Raw genomic sequence first — 17,248 nt, 5'->3', positions numbered from 1 at the left:
CATGAACGACTAATTGTAAGAACGGGGGGAGCTTATGAATGACTCCGTTTTCCACCGCTTGTATGATAGTTATCATCAAGACGTTTTTCAGTTTTTGATCTATTTAGTTAAAAATAGGCAGACTGCGGAAGACTTGGTCCAAGAAGTGTATGTTCGTGTTTTAAGGGCTTATAGCCGATTTGAGGGGAAGAGTTCTGAGAAAACATGGCTATTTTCAATAGCCAAAAATGTAGCAATCGATCATTTTAGAAAGCAAGCAGTTAGAAAGAAAAGGCTATTTGATTCCTTTAATTGGGAAACAATGCAGCTTGCTTCTTCAGATATGCTTCCAGAAGATTTAGTTCAATTGAATGACGAAATGAAATCTTTATTAGTTGCCTTGGATGATTGTACTGGCGATCAAAAAATGGTTATAATTATGCGTTATTTTCAACAACTTTCTATCGCTGAGACAGCACAAATACTAAATTGGTCAGAAGGAAAAGTGAAAACAACACAGCATCGTGCTATAAAGGCACTGCGTGAACGATTATCTGAAACAAAGAAGGAGGGTGAGGTTCATCATGAGTGATTGGAAAAAAGATGATGAAGCACTAGATGAATTACTGAACCATATGCCCAAGTTTACAGATCATCGTTCCAAAGAAGATGTGTATAATCTGGTAAAACAAAAGGTAGAGGCTCACGAAAAAGAACAAAAAAAACATCTTTCCCATAAGAACTTATCCAGATGGTTGCCTTTAGTTGTTTCTATTGCTTCCATAATTCTTATCACTTTTTTAGTTTCTTCTTATCGCAATAATGACAATTCTATACAGCAATATAGCACTAGCAAGGAAATGGAAGAGAAGAGTAGTGAAGAAGAAAGTATGCAGTCAATGGATAGAACAGAAGAATCTGCAATCACAAATGATGAAAGTGAGAATGAATCATCTGACGACATGTCAAAAATGACGATTAAAATGGAATCTAATATAGATTTAATACCTATAGATACTTTAAATGCTGTCTATGAAGAAGATTTGAATGGAGGCACTGTTTTTCATTTTTCATTCAATGAGAATGCATTAACTGTACCTGTAACAATTATTATTCCAAAAGAACAAGTGGAAGTAGATTTTCCAAACATGGTTCCAAACAGCCTTCAGTTGTATGAACGATATGCAAGTCTAATAAATGAAGAGGCACTCGGATTTACAGAATATCATCCCTATAAAGGATATTTTGTTGCCGAAAATCAATTGTTGACGCATTATTTACCTAAAGACCATGGATATGACACAGCGTCAGGAACCTCGGCTCCTTACTGGAGTTCCCTAAATGAAATTTTTAAAGATTTTGAATCGGTTGCTCTTTTAAATGAAGACGGCTCTCTACTTGAATGGGATCAAGTAGGTATTTTAAATGAGCCAAGTAAATTGGAAGGTTTGATAGGACACCATAATTATTATAATTATCGTGCCCAAAATGGAAATGTATACTTGACTCCTAACTTTTCATCTAATTATGATACTATTTCTGAAGCATTTTTAGACATGAAAAATGTAGGTAATGACATATACACTTCTGTAGTGCCATCAACTGTTACGTATTCATATGAGAATCGTGACGGAGTAGCAGTAATTAAGTTTGACGAACCCTTTGATTTAGAATCATTGGAACCAAACGAAGCTACACGCCTGATAGAAGCCTTTGCATTAACAGCTGCCAGTTTTGGAACTGAAGTAAAATTAGAAAATTTGGTTCAGGAGCAATGGGATAAATTTAATTTTAATAATACCCTTCCTAAGCCACTTGGACCTAATGGTTTTATAATGAGTGTAAAATAGGAATCTGGAATGCCGACTTTGATTTGTTTCAAAGCTTGGCATTTTTTAGTATTATAAAATTATGAAGCAATTGTATTGCATAACGGTTCTGTTTTTGATAAACTATTATTAATTCAAGATATTATTCTTGAATGCTAATAAAATATTGATTCATCTTCGGGGCAGGGTGAAATTCCCGATCGGCGGTATTAGAAGTTTTTTTCTTGAGCCCGCGAGCCGTAATGGCAGGATTTGGTTAGATTCCAAAGCCGACAGTATAGTCTGGATGGGAGAAGGTGAAGGTACAGTCGTTTTTCGTATACTCTAATACGGATACGCTTATTTAAGTGTGCCTTGTTTCTCCCTTGAGCTCTTTAATAGCTTAAGGGATTTTTTGAGTTTGAAATTCGTGCTGAACCTTTCTTCTTGTGGAGTGAATCGCAAAAGGAGAGAGGAATAATGACAAAAAGCAAGACGCGAAAGCTTATTGCAATCGCAATGTTGAGTAGTATTTCTTTTGTTTTAATGCTACTTGCATTTCCGTTACCAGTTTTACCAGCTTATTTAAAAGTGGATTTTAGTGATCTTCCAGCATTGATTGCCGCTATTACAATGGGGCCTATTGCAGGTATAGTTGTAGCATTTATGAAAAACGTATTGGATTGGTTATTTGCAGGTAGTCCAACTGGTGTTCCTGTAGGACATATGGCTAACTTTGCAACTAGTATTTTATTTATAACACCTGTTTATTTAATTTATCGTAAAGCATCATCCTCTAAAGGGATTATGTACGGTCTAGCTTGTGGAACAATTTCCATGGCTATTGGCATGAGTGTTTTAAATTATTTTGTATTTTTACCAATGTATACTTATTTCTTAAACTTCCCAATGGAAACTGGAACAGCGTTGTTTAATTCAATCATTTTCGGTATCTTACCGTTCAACTTGATAAAAGGGCTATTAGTAACAATTGTAATGATTGTTTTATTTAAGCGAATGAAACCATTGCTCGATAGGGTAACAAATTCGTTTGGCGTCCCTGATATAAATTAATTAAAAGGGGCTGACCAGAAAGTCATAAAAAATGACTTTTCAGGGCAGCCTCTTTCTTCATAGCTTATATTAAAAAGTGCGATAGTATCCGTTACAGGCGGACGCATTCCGCGTGTAGCCAAGAGCCTCCTCCGCAGCTCACGCTGAGGGCACTGAAAAAGTCCCGAAAGGAATTTCATAGCGAGTAAGTGAACGATTTATTGTTCACTTACTCGCTATTTAGATGGAACCCGTTGATTTCCGTTACAGGCGGACACGTTCCGCGGGGTGATCGATGAACCATCACCACCCCTTCGGGTACGTTGTGATGTTTCATCTGTCTCACAGTTCCCGCCGGAGTCGCCGCCTTCCACTACAATCAACTAGTGTAAGTCTACAGAAAAAATCTTCTATCTAAAAAATATCTTGTTGAGGTCATCTTCTGGTGCTATAACTAAGAAGTATTTAAAGGACATATCGTATTTGAAACGCTCAACTAAGTACACATCGGAGACATATCGAAAATACGGCATTGTCTGCGGGTCTATTTGGCATAGAGATACAAGGAGCCAGATATCTTTTTTTATAGAGAGAGATAAATTCCTACCAGAAGTAGGAGCGACTTATCCTGCGAAGGCTCCTGCGTAGCGTGCGCCAAGCTCAGATCCATTTTTAAGATATCTAAGTATCAATAAATAATATATTAAGTATTGAAAAGATTCATCACCAACTATAGGCATTCACGCTGGCCGCACGTCCGCATGAGCTGCTGTATGCGCTAGCGCATTCGTGCTCCTGCGCAAAGTTCGTCGCAAAATAAATTTCGCTGTCTCATACGGCCCGTCATGCGGCTTTCAAGGCGCGAGCGAATGCAAGTGTCACCTATTAATGAATTTCGAGTAATGGTCTCTGTTACAGTGAAATTGGTCTCGGTTATGCTGTGATTAGTCTCGGTTGTCATTGAATTGGTCTCGTTTACGCTATGAATAGTCTCGGAAGAAACTTAATTGGTCTCGTTGCAACATTTCGTGACATTTTTAGAAAAATATTTCCAATTAAAACTAGCTAACTCACATAAAGATAACTCTTCACTTATCATTAACAAGTTACTTCTGACTGTATCTAAGGAAATTTATAGGATGAGCGTTTTACACGCCGCAGGAGCGCGAAGAATGAGAACCGTAAAGGATGTGGGAGCGACAAAGGAGCGACTCATCCTGCGGAGGCTCATGCGTAGCCTGCGGCAAGCGCACATCCGTGATACTAATCTCTAATTATGGTTGGGAATTAAGTAGATTCTAATAAGTGACACTATTATAAACATGGGCTGCAAATTCTTATAAAAAAACTGCCTCAAAAATCTAGGCAGTTTACATTATTCATCTATTCAAATTTCAAAGCATCGCCTTCAAATGACTCGTCTGCTACTTTAATTGAATCAGTAGGGCATCCTTCAAATGCATCTTCCATATCTTCTAGTAGTTCGTCTGGAACTTCTACTGTGCCCATGTTATCATCTAAAATAACGTATGCAATACCTTCATCATCATAATCGTATATATCAGGTGCTGCTGCGCCACATGCGCCACATGCGATACATGTATCTTTATCTACAATTGTATATTTAGCCATTATTATATTCTCTCCTTTATATCTGCTTACACGGAATAGCTATCCTATTCATTCTAAAACTGTTTACGTGACTTTTCAACAAAAATACATTAAAAACGTGAGGTATTTACATTGTACTTTCATCATTTATTACTATTAATCATTCAAAAATTTCATGGAGAACGGTCATCTACCGCACCCTTTTACTTATTAAAAGGCAAAAAATCTGGCCAGACAATACAGGATGTTACTTATTTTAAACTTCATCCTTTTTTTTCGCTTTATCCTAAATTATCACTAGATCAATATAATGTCGAAATTTTGACACTTGTAAATAAGGGCTTTATTGAAGAGAATGGGTCGGTTATAAATCTTACAGAAAAAGGTTTAATGCAAATAAAGACAATGAAAGATCCTCAATTTAATGGATGGTTATATAGAGGAAATGAGCATGTTTTTTGGAGCAGAATGGAATTGGTGATTCAGACGTTATCTCATTTTCAAGCAAATGTACATCGCTATGTTCCAAATCAAAAGAATCAAGATATACACCAATTTGTAAAAGGATATCTTTACAGTAGAGATTATAAAAATGTTGCATTTTATTCAAACTTTAGACAACAATTGCTTCAACTACTTGAGAATACAAAATTTGAGAATATTCACAGAGAAATATTTGTCTATCGATTAAGTGGTTATGGAAAAAGTGGTTTAACATGGGAACAACTTGCTCGGCATTACAATCTATCTCTTTTTGATATAAAAATGTTGTTTATTGAAAGTTTACATATTGCACTTCCGATCATCAATGAAGAAAAGTTTCCGGACTTGTTACCTCTCGTAAAAGATGTAGAGGTTCAAACTCCGCTAACTGAATCAGCTATGAAGACGTATCAATTAATTCAAAAGGGACATAACCTGCAAGAAATAGCTGCAATGCGCTTTTTAAAATTCAATACGATTGAAGATCATATTATTGAAATAGTGTCCGCAAATCAATACTTTCCTTTCTTTTCTTATATTTCAAATGAACAAGTCGAAAAAGTGTTAAGGATATCAAATAGTCTACAAACGAAAAAGTTAAAAATTATTCGAGAGCAGGCTCCCGAGTTAAGCTTTTTTCAAATTAGAATTGCACTAGCAAAAGGAGAAGAAGCTAATGGATAAGCTGTCAGAAATACTTCAACAGAAATTTGGCCATACTTCTTTTCGAGAAGGACAAAAAGAAATAATTGAGCAAGTAATTGCTGGTAAAGATGTCGTCGCAATACTGCCGACTGGTATGGGCAAATCATTATTATATCAATTACCTGCCTATTTCATGAAAGGTGCAGTTGTAATTGTTTCTCCATTATTATCATTAATGCAAGATCAAGTAGAACAATTAAAAATGTTTGGAGAAAAAAGAGTTGTGGCAATAAATTCCTTTCTTACTTACGAACAAAAAGAAATGGTTATGAGTAATTTGGCAATGTATAAGTTTATCTTCACTTCACCAGAAATGCTTCAAAACAAACGTTTTAATTGTGCCCTGTCATCGATTTCCATAGCATATATTGTAGCAGATGAAGCACATTGTATTTCACAGTGGGGATATGATTTTCGACCTGATTATTTGAGAATCTCTAACTGGTTAGATGCTTTTCCAGAAGCTAATGTACTTGCTTTAACAGCAACTGCTACCCAAAAAGTGGTGGATGATATTAAAGGGACCTTACATATGAGCAATCCTTTTGAGTTTATTCATTCATTAGATCGTCCTACTATTGCTTATGAGGTGCAAAAAGCGGATAGTCAAAAAGAGAAAGAAGCATGGATAATGGGCCGTATAACTACAACTAATGGTCCCGGAATTTTATACACACAATCCCGTAAAAAAGCAGAATATTATGCTTATGAACTAGAAAAAAAGGGAGTTAAGGTTGCCTTTTATCATGCGAAATTGGAACAGGAGGATCGTGTATTAGTCCAACAACAATTTCAGCAAGGAGATTTAGACTGGATTTGTGCAACTAACGCATTTGGTATGGGTATTCATAAAGACAATATTCGACAAATAATACATGATCATATCCCTACTTCCATTGCTAGTTACATGCAAGAAGTTGGAAGAGCTGCAAGAGACGGAAAACAGTCAATAGCTTCACTCATTTATACCAATTCAGATGTGGAACAGGCATTTTATGTTGCAATGAAGGACTTTCCAGATGAAACGGATATTCATGCTGCCTTTCAATCAGAGGAGTATCAAATTCTTCTTCCGGAAACGACCTTTCGTATCTTAAGCTATTGGAAAGAAATTTTATCCGAGCAAGAGACAATAGCTTTATTTCATGACATCAAGAAGAGAAAATGGCTAGAAATTCAAAAATTATTTACTTTATTCCAAAGTGAACTATGCATAAGAGAACAAATTTTAAATACGTTTGATGAACAATTGACTACTAAACCAAAAAACTGTTGTTTCAATTGTTCACTTGATCTTCAACAATTACTTACCAAACGTGAATATCAAAATCTAGAAAATATAGAACTAAATTGGTTCAATAGAATTAATGAGTTGCTCCGTCCATAAATATTGTGAAGTTTACTTTTTCAACAAAATTCGTCATAATAGATTTAGTAAAGATGGAATGAATGGAGTTTGAACAATATGAATCAAGATGATTACCAAAAAAAGATTGATGAGCATAGACAATCTATTGGCATGGAAGATAATATTACAGAACCAAGAAGAAGTAGAAGATCGAGTTATACTAAAAAACCTAAAAAAAAATCTAAAAACCTACTGTTACCTTCTTTGTTTTTTATCTTTATTCTAATACCTGTTTGCATTTTCCTATATGTACATTTTTTCTATACCCCGGATCAAGTAGAAGAAGCTTCTGGTCAAGGTGTCATCCAAGTGGAAACAAAACCAATTTCAAATGGCACCAAGCAGGAAGAGGATGAAGAAATTGTGGATGAAGATACGGAAAAATCAGAACAAGAGCCTGAAACGTCAGTTCCAAGTGAAGAAAAAACTGAACAAGCTACTCCTGAAGTGAAGCCAGAAGTAAAACCAGAAGTTAAACCTGAAGAAAAGGCAGAACCAAAAGAAGAGCAAAAAGTTGAAACGAAACAAAGAACACATATTGTAAAAGCTGATGAGACACTCTATCGAATAGCAGTAAACTATTATAAGGATCCTAATGCAGTCGAAAAAATTAAAGCTGCAAATGGATTAACTTCGAATAGTATTTCAGCTGGCCAGAAACTGATATTGCCTTAGAAAAACTTGTTAAGAAGGATATTTTCTCCTTTTGCAGAATATATAAAGAATATCCCGTTTGGAAGAGGTGTGTTTTATATGTTTGTAAAAAGTGTGATGATACCTAAAGAAAAATGTTTGACTGTTCAACCAAATACTTCACTGGTAGAAGCATTGCTACAGCTTGATGAAAAGGAAATTGACGCACTACCTATACTTGATAATGGTATATATAAAGGAATGTTCAATAAATATCTTTTATATAAAGCTTTTTTTTATAGTGACATGGATAGAGAAACATTTTTACAGAAGACTACTGTAATGGATGTTGTTACAAGAGAAGAAACATTCGTAGAAATAGATGATGTTTTTGAAAGTGCTTTTGTAAAACTTTACGACTTTCCAATTATTGCGGTATTGGATGAAGGAAAGTTTCTAGGAATTGTTACACGATATGATACAATTAACCAGTTCCAAAGCGCATTTGGTATGAATAAAAAAGGTACTAGAATTACTTTTGCGTCAGTTGAATCAGAAGGTAGGATACTAAAGGTTTCAGATATTCTACACAAATATCATACACCTGTAATTTCATTAGTTACTTTTGATGAAACGGATAAGTTAGCCCGTAGAATAGTACTTAAAATTGATAATGATCAAAAAGTAGATCGAATTATTGCGGACCTTGAAAAATCAGGATTTCGAGTATTACACATCGATAAAGATTGATAATAATCTCTACAATATTTGTACGGCGCTGGACAGGGGGAATTCCCTGTCCTTTTCTATGTTTTAGATAGGGGGATATATTTGACTTATATCATTATACTTTTCATTATTTTTAGTGCAATGATGATGTTTTATATGAGATTTTTGGCGTTTCAGACAAATATTATAAAACATTCATTACAAATCAAGGAAATGAAAGATGGGGAGCAATTTAAAATATTTTTCATCTCCGATATTCATCGTAGACAAATACCCGAAAAACTGATTCATTCTCTAGTAGGTGAGGTAGATATAGTCGTAATTGGGGGGGATTTAACTGAAAAAGGTGTACCACTGGAGAGAACTGAAAAAAATATAGTTGATTTAAGTAAACTTGGACCTGTTTATTATGTTTATGGAAACAATGATCGTGAAATAGGTGAGGAACATCTAAACTCTATATTAGAAGAAAATAATGTGGAGATTTTAAATAATACATCTCTGGCAATACATAATAGCCATTCAGTCATTCGACTAGTTGGAATAAATGATGGTTTTAGTGGAAGGGTTAGAATATATGATGCTTTTCAAGAAGTATTAGAAAATGAAGTAGTTGTATTTGCATGTCATGCACCAGCATTTTTCAACAATGCTAAAAAGGTAGCCAGTCCACATTTGTTAATGGCAGGACATCTACATGGGGGACAAATTCGTTTGGGTCCGATAGGGATTTATGAAAAAGGTACGTTTCGTGTGAAAGAAAATAGTGCTGAACTTGTAAGTAATGGTTTTGGTACTACAGGTATCCATTTAAGATTAGGGGCTAAATCAGAGTGTCATCTCATCACACTATTTGGATAGCTAGTAGGAAAAGAATGAAGGAAGGAAGTTTTAAGGTTGGAACAAAATATAGACGTATTAATTGTTGGTGGAGGTCCATGTGGACTTGCAACAGCAATCGCTGTTCAGGAAATTGGTTTAAACTGCTTAGTTATTGAAAAAGGAAATATCGTTGAAGCAATATATAATTATCCCACTCACCAAACTTTTTTTAGTACGAGTGAGAAATTAGCGATAGGCGATGTACCTTTCATAGTAGAGGAAAGAAAGCCAAAGAGAAATCAAGCTTTAGTCTATTATAGAGAAGTAGTAAAGTTGAAAAACTTACAAGTAAATAAATATGAGCATGTACAAAGCGTAGAAAAAAAAGATAATCATTTTCTCGTGACTACTTCAAAAGCGAATTATCATGCTGCAAATGTCATTATCGCAACCGGCTATTATGATCAACCTAATTATATGGGAGTACCTGGAGAGGAACTGCCAAAGGTACTTCATTATTTTAAAGAAGGTCATCCTTATTTTGCGCAAAATGTTTTAGTTATAGGTGGTAAAAACTCCGCGATCGATGCTGCATTAGAGTTGAATAAAGCGGGGGCGAATGTCACGGTTGTATATCGTGGAAATGACTATTCACCTAGTATTAAACCATGGATTTTACCTGAATTTGAAGGACTTGTTCGTAATAAAGAAATTGAAATGCATTTTAACACCGCGTTGTTAAAAGTAGACGAACATATTGCGTATTTAAAAGGACCAAATGGTGAATTCCAAATTGAAAATGACTTTATATTTGCAATGACAGGTTATCATCCAGACCATAATTTTTTAAATAAAATGGGAGTAAATATCGATCAAGAAACAGGGAGACCTAAATATAATGTGGATACAATGGAAACGAATGTGGAAGGCATTTTTATTGCTGGTGTGATAGCTGCTGGAAATAATGCAAATGAAATATTTATTGAAAATGGAAGATTTCACGGTAAACTAATTGCAAAGGAAATAGAACGTAAAATAACAGGTAACTGATGTTCATCGTTTCTTTTCGGTTCGCATAGATTTATTTAGTTCATATAAGTGAAGTAAGTGATCAGCCTCTTTTAAAAATTAGCGAAAATCTAGCGTCGAATTAGCCTGTGACAAGAATGGGCTGATTTGTATTGATTATCCTCCATGTGTTGTATTAGTAAACTATACAATCCCATCATGTGGGTAAATATAGAAAGCGGAGGTAGATTGTTTTTAATAGTGATTTCCCATAAATGGATATAGGAAATAATTGAAATCATGGAAATTATTTGCTTGAAACGGAGTGCGGCGACTCTAGCGGGAAAAGCGTGTAGGCCACTGAAAAAGTCTATAGAATTTGACTTTACTAAATAATGTCGTCCGATAAATAAGAAAATCGTTGAAACGGCTCCCTTTCCGCGGGCTTTGCCTTAGCCTCCTAGGCCAACACGATGTTGGTCATGCAATCGTTGCCGCAAAAGTTCTTTTGCGACGAGCTTTGCGCAGGAGCAGGATGCGGCGAAATTAGATTGCCTTTCCCCTCAACTACGGGGTCTTCGGCTAACGCTATTCCCGCAGGAGTGTCGCCTTTTTCAACGATTTTCTATAAATACTAATTGAAAAAATGTAAGTGATAAAAACTTACTCTATTAATGGCATAATGATTTCCTAATTGAAAAGCGGATAATAGTTAATTGTAGTGGAAGGCGGCGACTCCAGCCGGAATAGCAAATGTTTTCTGCACCGAAAGCGAAGCGGCAGGTGCATGAGCTGAAGACCCTGGACTGAGCGTAGCGAGGGAAGCGGGTGAAGCCATGCCGGCGGAAAGCGTCCGCCTGGAACGGAAATAAATCGGACCCTGAAGTGGAAATCAAAGATATAATTTATCCGCAATTAATTAGACTCGTCTCGTTCGCCTTCAATTTGAAAACTGTTTCCGTATTCTTAATTTAAATCGAGAAAATGTTTTCCATAGCTTTTGTTTTATTAGAATGGTTTAGTGCAATAAGAAGTGCTAACCTTGCTTTTTGCCCATTTAATCCTTGAGCAAATATCACTCCAGCTTTTTTTAAGCTTTTTCCTCCGCCTGCATACCCATACACATCTTGAGCAATACCATTAAAACATCTAGAAACGAGTACAATCTGAATATCCTTTTTAATAATTTCCTCGATAATTGGAAGAATGCTTGGAGGTACATTTCCCTGACCTAACCCTTCTAACACAATTCCGTCATACCCTAACTCAACACAATCAGCTAATAGATCAGGCTCCATTCCAGCATATACTTTGAAGAGAGCGACTCTTTTAGCAATACTTTGAATGGGAAACACAGTACGATAATTTGGTGAATGGTGAAAATGTACAATGGACTTTGATATAAAACCTATAGGTCCATACTGAGGACTTTGAAAGGTATTAACATTGCTAGCATGAGTTTTTGTAACATTTTCAGCAGTGTGTATTTCATCATTTAATACAACTAACACTCCTTTATCTTTTGCATCATCAGAACTTGCAACTTTTACAGCAGACAATAAATTATATAAGCCATCTGATCCTACTTCATTGGAAGAACGCATAGCACCAGTTAGAACAATTGGAATTGAAGTATCAACAGTTAAGTCTAAAAAATATGCTGTTTCCTCTAAAGTATCTGTCCCATGAGTAATTACTACCCCATCTATATGATCGTCTTGAATAGATCGGTCTATCAATTGCTTTAACAAAAGCATTTCTTTTGGCGTAATATGTGGAGAGGGCAAATTAAATGCCTCTATTTCTTTAATGTTGGCATATTCTTTTAATTTTTCACCTTCTAAAGTAATAGGATTATTTTCTATAGGGATGACAGCCCCAGTTTCTGCCTGAATTTTCATAGAAATAGTACCGCCTGTATGAATTAATAATATATTTTTCATAGAAACACCTCCGTTATTTTTACAAATTAGATAAATTATAATGTATAATAGATATAGTAATATGGAAGGAGTAACGATATGTTTATACTGCTTTCCGTTGCAATTGCTCCGGCTCTTGCACTTTTAAGTTATTTTTACCTTCGTAAGGAAATCGCAAAAGAACCTTCTAGGTTATTGTTACATACATTTATTTATGGTGCTATACTCACCTTTCCTATTTTATTTATTCAACATGTCATTCAACAAGAAAATGTATTTTCGTCTATTTTTGTACATCAAGTATTAGTAACAAGTGCTTTAGAAGAATTTTTTAAATGGCTCATACTTATTATTGCTATTTATAAACATGTTGAGTTTGATGATCCTTATGACGGAGTATTGTTTGGAGCCAGTGTTTCGCTTGGATTCGCTACAGTTGAAAATATACTATATTTATTAAATTTTGGAATGAATCACGCATTTCTACGTGCTTTACTACCGGTTTCAAGTCATGCATTATTTGGCGTAGTAATGGGATATTACATAGGAAGAGCAAAATTCACTGACACGAAAAAAGCAAAATATGAAATTGCTTATGCACTTTTTGCAGCATTCTTTTTACATGTTGTTTATAATAGTATATTAATCATTAAAGATGTAAATCTTTTGTTAATGGTACCATTTATGCTTTTTTTATGGGTATTTGGTTTATCAAAGGTAAAAAAAGCACATATGCTTTCACGTTATAAAAGATTTGAACACCATGAATATTTTTTAAAAGAAGAATCTAGCTGAGGCTAGATTTTTTTTGTATATTTAGCGAATTCTTAACCAAGCTAGTAAAAAAAGGAGAGATGTCTTTTGAAACAAATTAAATACATCCTAATTAGCTTGGTCTTTCTTTCTGGAAGCTATGCATTTATGCAACAGGAACAATCAACTCAGGCATTTTCCACCCAGGTGTTAGAACGGGGTGCTTTTGGTGATGATGTAATTGAACTACAAGCAAGACTTCAATACATTGGTTTTTATACAAGTCAGATAGACGGTAAATTCGGCTACAGCACGTATTGGGCATTAAGGAATTTTCAAGAAAAATATGGACTCCCTATAGATGGGATTCTGGGTGAGGATACGAAAAAGAAACTAGTGAGTGCATCTAAGTTCGATAAACAATATGTACATGGACAAATTAATAAAGGAAATAGCTTTACTTATTATGGTGGAACGGATCTTAAGAGTCAGGTTAAGAACAAAAGAGCTGAAAGCACGAATATGCAGTTACCCCCACAATACACTGAAAAAGAATTAAAGCTAATTGCAAATGCAGTTTATGGCGAATCAAGAGGAGAACCATACGAAGGGCAAGTTGCAGTTGCAGCTGTCATTTTAAATCGAGTAGAGCATGCGGATTTTCCAAATACAGTTTCAGAAGTAATTTTTCAGCCACGAGCTTTTACTGCAGTTGCTGATGGTCAAATTTGGCTTGAGCCAAATGAACGTGCAAAAGAAGCTGTTTTAGACGCATTAAATGGGTGGGATCCTACAGAAAATGCAATCTATTATTTTAACCCTGATACAGCTACGAGTGAGTGGATTTGGTCAAGACCTCAAATTAAAAAAATTGGACAGCATATTTTTTGTTCATAAGGAGATAACATGAAAAAATATATTTGGATAATTGCAACTGTCGCTGTCATATTCATTGTCTATCACTTTTCAGTTCAAGCAAAGAATAACCGGTTGGAAAATGCGCTGGCAATTCAATATTCCAATCAATTAACATCTGCCTCAGAAAAATTAATAAAACTAAGTGACTCTATTGATCAAACTCTACTATTTCAAGACAAAGCAGCATTAGATAAACCTCTAAATGATGTATGGAGGCTGTCTTCAGATGTTCGTGCATCGATTTCAGCGTTACCCCTTGATAGTGAGACCTCTACTGCATGGATGAATTATTTAAATCGTATCGGTAATGGAGCTTCACTCGTAAAGGATGGAAAAGTACCCATTGAAGATTGGCAAAAAAATATGTCAAATGCTCGCGACAATTTACGTTCTCTTTCCGATCAATGGGCTTTTACAAACAGAGAAGACGGGTCAAAAGATTATATTGTTAGTTCATTTGTGAACAATAAAGTTAATAAAAGTAATGAAAAGAATTGGAAAGCACTAGGAAACTCAGCGAAATCCTACACGGAAAGTGATTTTCCAATGACCGCTAGTGAAACAGATCAACAGAAAAAGAAAGACCTCAAACATATTGAGGATTCAGAAGTTACTGCAGAACAAATGAAACAGAAATTTATTCAATTGTTCCCGGAATTCAAAGGTGCGACTATTCATATTACTGAAAGTTCTAAAGATGCACCTTATCCTTTCTACCATATTCAATTCCATAAAGGAATTCGAATTGGATACGCTGACTTTACTAAAAAGGGTGGTCATTTACTGTCCTACTTAATGGAGAGACCATTTGATCAAACAGCGATATCTGTCGAGCAATTAAAAAAGAAAACTTCAACATATATGAAGTCTTTTAACTATGCGGATACAGAAATGGTGGAATACCGGGAGAACAATATAGCTTGGCATATAACTTTTGCAAGGAAGGATCCTGAGAATGATGCATTGATTTATGCAGATGGAATCCAACTTAAGGTAGCAAAAGATAACGGAGAGTTACTTGGTTTAAATGCGATGGAATATATTCAAAAAGAAAAAATTGCTCCTCAAGAAGTCAAACCACTAAATTATAAAGAGATGTTCTCTAGTAATTTTTCCGTGGAAGAGGAACGTTTAGCATATGTTGAAAACAAAGAGTTGCAACAAAGACTAGCTTATGAAGTATTAACAAAAAATGATTCTATTGGCACATATAGAATATATATTGATACAGAAACTCATGAAATTTTACATGCAGAAAAGCTCCCTTAAAATATTTTTTATAGAAAAATGATCTTTTAAGTGTCATAATAGAACTATTATGACACTTAAAGAGGGATAAAAGTATGAAAATTAAACTTGGGACTAATTTAATGCTAGAGCCTACGTTTACAGAAAAAGCTGAGAAATATCGATGTAAAGTGGTCGATTTAGATGAACAATTTGTATATGTCGATTATCCAATTGATACAAATACGAATAGAACTGCTTTTTTAATTGATGGCGCTCAACTTCGTGCTTCATATGTAGAGGAATCTAAGTCCGCGTTTGCTTTTCAAACAGAAGTACTGGGTAAAAGAAAAGGACAAATACCGATGATCAAGCTTCTTTATCCAGGCGACTCGGAAATTATTAAAATTCAACGAAGAGATTTTGTTCGAGTTACTACTCCTTTAGATATATCTTTACAATTTGAAGACGAAAAATACCAGTTTGTAACAGATGATCTTAGCGCTGGAGGAACAGCTGTTATATTGAACAGAGAAGTTAAGTTTAAAGAAGGAGATGAGATCTCTTTGCTTATCCCTCTTGCTTTTAACAATGGCGACATTAAATACGTTACTACAACAGCCGTTGTTGTACGCTTATGGGAAAGAGGTCAGCAAAATATTGCATCCTTACAGTTTACTGATACAGATGATTTAGATAAACAGCAAATTGTTCGCTTTTGCTTTGAGCGACAATTATCATTAAGAAAAAGAGAAATGAACTGAAAAAAGTCTGTTTAAACAGGCTTTTTTTTTACGTATGAATTTATGTTAAAATATAATTGAATAGAGTGGAGGCTTCATAATGACAAAACAAATACAAATAGCAATAGATGGTCCAGCAGCAGCAGGGAAAAGTACCATTGCTAAAAAAGCTGCAGAATTACTTGGATATACATATGTGGATACAGGAGCAATGTATCGTGCAATTACGTATAAAGCAATTAAATCTAACATAGATATGCAAGATGAAGATAAATTAACTAACTTACTTAAAGAAACATCGATTGAGTTAAAACCTTCTCCTGAAGGACAACGCGTATTTCTAGATAATCAAGAAGTAACCGAGGAGATTCGTTCAAAAGAAGTAACAGCTTCCGTTTCTTTAGTTGCAGCACATGCAGAATTACGTGAAGAAATGGTTAGGAGACAAGTTGAAATGGGGAAAAACGGTAGTGTAGTTATGGACGGTAGAGATATTGGTACTTCTGTATTAACGAATGCTGAGTTAAAAATTTTCATGTCCGCAAGTGTAGAAGAACGAGCTAAAAGAAGATTAAGTGAGAATAAAAAAAGAGGTATTCATTCTAGTTTAGAAGAACTTATGTATGATATTGAACTTCGAGACAAGTTGGATAGCGAGCGAGAAGCTTCTCCATTAGTACAAGCAGAGGATGCAATTTTTATAGACACTACCTCTCTTACAATTGATGAAGTTTCTGAAAAAATTATGAAACTTGCAAAAGAAAGGATGGCTTAATATGAATCTTTATTCCTTTGCGAAGACAGCTGTTTATGCAGCTTTAAAACCAATTTATCGATTTGAGGTAATTGGAATCGAAAAGTTTCCAAAAGAGGGTGGAATTCTATTATGTGCAAATCATATAGATGCATTAGATCCGCCAGTAGTAGGTATTAATGCACCAAGACCAGTAAATTTTATGGCAAAGGAAGAACTATTTAATATTCCTATATTGAAAAGTATTCTACCTGGTGTTAATGCTTTTCCGGTTAAAAGGGGAATGAGTGACAGGGATGCTTTACGTCGGGCTATTAAACTTTTAAAAAATGGAGAAGTAGTCGGTCTCTTTCCTGAAGGGACAAGAAGTAAAGACGGAAAACTAGGAAAAGGTTTTAGTGGAGCAGGTTTTTTTGCGCTTAGAGGGGATGCCAATGTGGTTCCTTGTGCCATTATCGGTCCCTATAAACCATTTAGAAAACTGAAAATAGTCTTTGGGGAAATGATTGATATTCAACCTTATCGGGAACGTAAAGCTTCTCCTGATGAAGTGACTGAAGTTATTATGTCTAGCATAGGGGAATTACTAGAGCAATACGAAAAAACTAATTAAATCAAATCTTTTTTCAATTTAGGAAGGGCTTCCTTTTGTATTTCTTTGCTAGTTCGCATAAAATAGAGAAGAGACGTTG

The 17,248-nt window shown here is 35.0% G+C and carries 18 protein-coding genes and 1 riboswitch; of the genes, 15 read left to right on the top strand and 3 right to left on the bottom strand.

All coding sequences use genetic code 11. From position 1 onward, the window contains the following. Positions 1 to 34: 34 nt before the first annotated feature. The 3 genes from sigX (at position 35) to WAX74_RS01990 (ending at position 2,861) form a co-directional block, all read left to right on the top strand. Positions 35 to 571 carry an RNA polymerase sigma factor SigX gene (gene sigX, locus WAX74_RS02000; protein WP_336495981.1) on the top strand — a complete coding sequence of 179 codons (537 nt, stop codon included), beginning with the start codon at positions 35 to 37 and terminating at the stop codon, positions 569 to 571. Next, on the top strand, positions 564 to 1,829 hold the full coding sequence (locus tag WAX74_RS01995; RefSeq protein WP_336495980.1) for a hypothetical protein: 1,266 nt from the start codon (positions 564 to 566) through the stop codon (positions 1,827 to 1,829). The genes sigX and WAX74_RS01995 overlap by 8 nt, the downstream gene beginning before the upstream one ends. A gap of 148 nt (positions 1,830 to 1,977) precedes the next feature. Then, positions 1,978 to 2,110, top strand: a riboswitch (FMN riboswitch). Positions 2,111 to 2,267: 157 nt separating this feature from the next. Next, positions 2,268 to 2,861 carry an ECF transporter S component gene (locus WAX74_RS01990; RefSeq protein WP_336495979.1) on the top strand — a complete coding sequence of 198 codons (594 nt, stop codon included), beginning with the start codon at positions 2,268 to 2,270 and terminating at the stop codon, positions 2,859 to 2,861. Here the strand turns inward: WAX74_RS01990 and WAX74_RS01985 are convergent. After that, entirely contained in the window at positions 2,858 to 2,983 is a 126-nt protein-coding gene (locus WAX74_RS01985) for a hypothetical protein (RefSeq protein WP_336495978.1), read from the bottom strand. The two genes, WAX74_RS01990 and WAX74_RS01985, sit on opposite strands and share 4 nt — an antisense overlap. Before the next feature lie 1,240 nt (positions 2,984 to 4,223). Beyond that, positions 4,224 to 4,472, bottom strand: a complete 249-nt coding sequence (locus WAX74_RS01980) for a ferredoxin (protein WP_053589821.1) — start codon at positions 4,470 to 4,472, stop codon at positions 4,224 to 4,226. Between the two features lie 111 nt (positions 4,473 to 4,583). Here WAX74_RS01980 and WAX74_RS01975 point away from each other — a divergent pair, with 111 nt between their 5' ends. The 6 genes from WAX74_RS01975 (at position 4,584) to WAX74_RS01950 (ending at position 10,281) form a co-directional block, all read left to right on the top strand. Next, the gene (locus WAX74_RS01975) at positions 4,584 to 5,618 is read left to right on the top strand and encodes a YpbB family protein (RefSeq protein ID WP_336495977.1); all 1,035 of its coding nucleotides are present in this window, start codon (positions 4,584 to 4,586) and stop codon (positions 5,616 to 5,618) included. Continuing rightward, the gene (locus WAX74_RS01970) at positions 5,611 to 7,026 is read left to right on the top strand and encodes a RecQ family ATP-dependent DNA helicase (protein ID WP_336495976.1); all 1,416 of its coding nucleotides are present in this window, start codon (positions 5,611 to 5,613) and stop codon (positions 7,024 to 7,026) included. The genes WAX74_RS01975 and WAX74_RS01970 overlap by 8 nt, the downstream gene beginning before the upstream one ends. Positions 7,027 to 7,104: 78 nt before the next feature. Continuing rightward, on the top strand, positions 7,105 to 7,722 hold the full coding sequence (locus WAX74_RS01965; protein WP_336495975.1) for a LysM peptidoglycan-binding domain-containing protein: 618 nt from the start codon (positions 7,105 to 7,107) through the stop codon (positions 7,720 to 7,722). Positions 7,723 to 7,800: 78 nt separating this feature from the next. Then, complete coding sequence (locus WAX74_RS01960; protein WP_336495974.1) at positions 7,801 to 8,430, top strand: CBS domain-containing protein; 630 nt, start codon at positions 7,801 to 7,803, stop codon at positions 8,428 to 8,430. A gap of 81 nt (positions 8,431 to 8,511) precedes the next feature. Then, positions 8,512 to 9,270, top strand: a complete 759-nt coding sequence (locus WAX74_RS01955; protein ID WP_336495973.1) for a metallophosphoesterase — start codon at positions 8,512 to 8,514, stop codon at positions 9,268 to 9,270. A gap of 36 nt (positions 9,271 to 9,306) precedes the next feature. Continuing rightward, the gene (locus WAX74_RS01950; RefSeq protein ID WP_336495972.1) at positions 9,307 to 10,281 is read left to right on the top strand and encodes a YpdA family putative bacillithiol disulfide reductase; all 975 of its coding nucleotides are present in this window, start codon (positions 9,307 to 9,309) and stop codon (positions 10,279 to 10,281) included. A gap of 929 nt (positions 10,282 to 11,210) precedes the next feature. On the opposite strand, the gene WAX74_RS01945 is transcribed toward WAX74_RS01950, so the two are convergent. Beyond that, positions 11,211 to 12,182 carry an asparaginase gene (locus tag WAX74_RS01945; RefSeq protein ID WP_336495971.1) on the bottom strand — a complete coding sequence of 324 codons (972 nt, stop codon included), beginning with the start codon at positions 12,180 to 12,182 and terminating at the stop codon, positions 11,211 to 11,213. A 78-nt stretch (positions 12,183 to 12,260) separates the two neighbouring features. Between WAX74_RS01945 and prsW the strand changes: the two genes are divergently transcribed. The 6 genes from prsW (at position 12,261) to WAX74_RS01915 (ending at position 17,169) form a co-directional block, all read left to right on the top strand. Continuing rightward, positions 12,261 to 12,956 carry a glutamic-type intramembrane protease PrsW gene (prsW, locus tag WAX74_RS01940; protein ID WP_336495970.1) on the top strand — a complete coding sequence of 232 codons (696 nt, stop codon included), beginning with the start codon at positions 12,261 to 12,263 and terminating at the stop codon, positions 12,954 to 12,956. Positions 12,957 to 13,082: 126 nt separating this feature from the next. Next, on the top strand, positions 13,083 to 13,811 hold the full coding sequence (sleB, locus tag WAX74_RS01935) for a spore cortex-lytic enzyme (RefSeq protein WP_336496199.1): 729 nt from the start codon (positions 13,083 to 13,085) through the stop codon (positions 13,809 to 13,811). A gap of 9 nt (positions 13,812 to 13,820) precedes the next feature. Then, positions 13,821 to 15,101, top strand: coding sequence for a PepSY1/2 domain-containing protein (locus WAX74_RS01930; RefSeq protein ID WP_336495969.1), 1,281 nt, complete (start codon positions 13,821 to 13,823; stop codon positions 15,099 to 15,101). Between the two features lie 74 nt (positions 15,102 to 15,175). Continuing rightward, a complete protein-coding gene (locus WAX74_RS01925; RefSeq protein WP_336495968.1) occupies positions 15,176 to 15,823 on the top strand; it encodes a flagellar brake protein in 648 nt (215 codons plus the stop codon). A 79-nt stretch (positions 15,824 to 15,902) separates the two neighbouring features. Beyond that, positions 15,903 to 16,577, top strand: a complete 675-nt coding sequence (cmk, locus tag WAX74_RS01920; protein ID WP_336495967.1) for a (d)CMP kinase — start codon at positions 15,903 to 15,905, stop codon at positions 16,575 to 16,577. Position 16,578: 1 nt separating this feature from the next. Beyond that, positions 16,579 to 17,169: a lysophospholipid acyltransferase family protein gene (locus WAX74_RS01915; protein WP_336495966.1), complete on the top strand. Its 591-nt coding sequence runs from the start codon at positions 16,579 to 16,581 to the stop codon at positions 17,167 to 17,169. Positions 17,170 to 17,248: the final 79 nt, after the last annotated feature.

It is taken from the genome of Psychrobacillus mangrovi (assembly GCF_037104765.1).
Lineage (GTDB): Bacteria > Bacillota > Bacilli > Bacillales_A > Planococcaceae > Psychrobacillus > Psychrobacillus mangrovi.
Note: the sequence above shows the minus strand (reverse complement) of the source record. Positions and strands in the feature narration are given on the sequence as shown.

What these genes read in the sequence shown, in the direction of transcription:
- sigX (WP_336495981.1), top strand. Translation starts at nt 35, where the DNA reads ATGAATGACTCCGTTTTCCACCGCTTGTATGATAGTTATCATCAAGAC.
- WAX74_RS01995 (WP_336495980.1), top strand. Translation starts at nt 564, where the DNA reads ATGAGTGATTGGAAAAAAGATGATGAAGCACTAGATGAATTACTGAAC.
- WAX74_RS01990 (WP_336495979.1), top strand. Translation starts at nt 2,268, where the DNA reads ATGACAAAAAGCAAGACGCGAAAGCTTATTGCAATCGCAATGTTGAGT.
- WAX74_RS01980 (WP_053589821.1), bottom strand. Translation starts at nt 4,472, where the DNA reads ATGGCTAAATATACAATTGTAGATAAAGATACATGTATCGCATGTGGC.
- WAX74_RS01970 (WP_336495976.1), top strand. Translation starts at nt 5,611, where the DNA reads ATGGATAAGCTGTCAGAAATACTTCAACAGAAATTTGGCCATACTTCT.
- WAX74_RS01965 (WP_336495975.1), top strand. Translation starts at nt 7,105, where the DNA reads ATGAATCAAGATGATTACCAAAAAAAGATTGATGAGCATAGACAATCT.
- WAX74_RS01960 (WP_336495974.1), top strand. Translation starts at nt 7,801, where the DNA reads ATGTTTGTAAAAAGTGTGATGATACCTAAAGAAAAATGTTTGACTGTT.
- WAX74_RS01945 (WP_336495971.1), bottom strand. Translation starts at nt 12,182, where the DNA reads ATGAAAAATATATTATTAATTCATACAGGCGGTACTATTTCTATGAAA.
- prsW (WP_336495970.1), top strand. Translation starts at nt 12,261, where the DNA reads ATGTTTATACTGCTTTCCGTTGCAATTGCTCCGGCTCTTGCACTTTTA.
- sleB (WP_336496199.1), top strand. Translation starts at nt 13,083, where the DNA reads ATGCAACAGGAACAATCAACTCAGGCATTTTCCACCCAGGTGTTAGAA.
- WAX74_RS01930 (WP_336495969.1), top strand. Translation starts at nt 13,821, where the DNA reads ATGAAAAAATATATTTGGATAATTGCAACTGTCGCTGTCATATTCATT.
- WAX74_RS01925 (WP_336495968.1), top strand. Translation starts at nt 15,176, where the DNA reads ATGAAAATTAAACTTGGGACTAATTTAATGCTAGAGCCTACGTTTACA.
- cmk (WP_336495967.1), top strand. Translation starts at nt 15,903, where the DNA reads ATGACAAAACAAATACAAATAGCAATAGATGGTCCAGCAGCAGCAGGG.
- WAX74_RS01915 (WP_336495966.1), top strand. Translation starts at nt 16,579, where the DNA reads ATGAATCTTTATTCCTTTGCGAAGACAGCTGTTTATGCAGCTTTAAAA.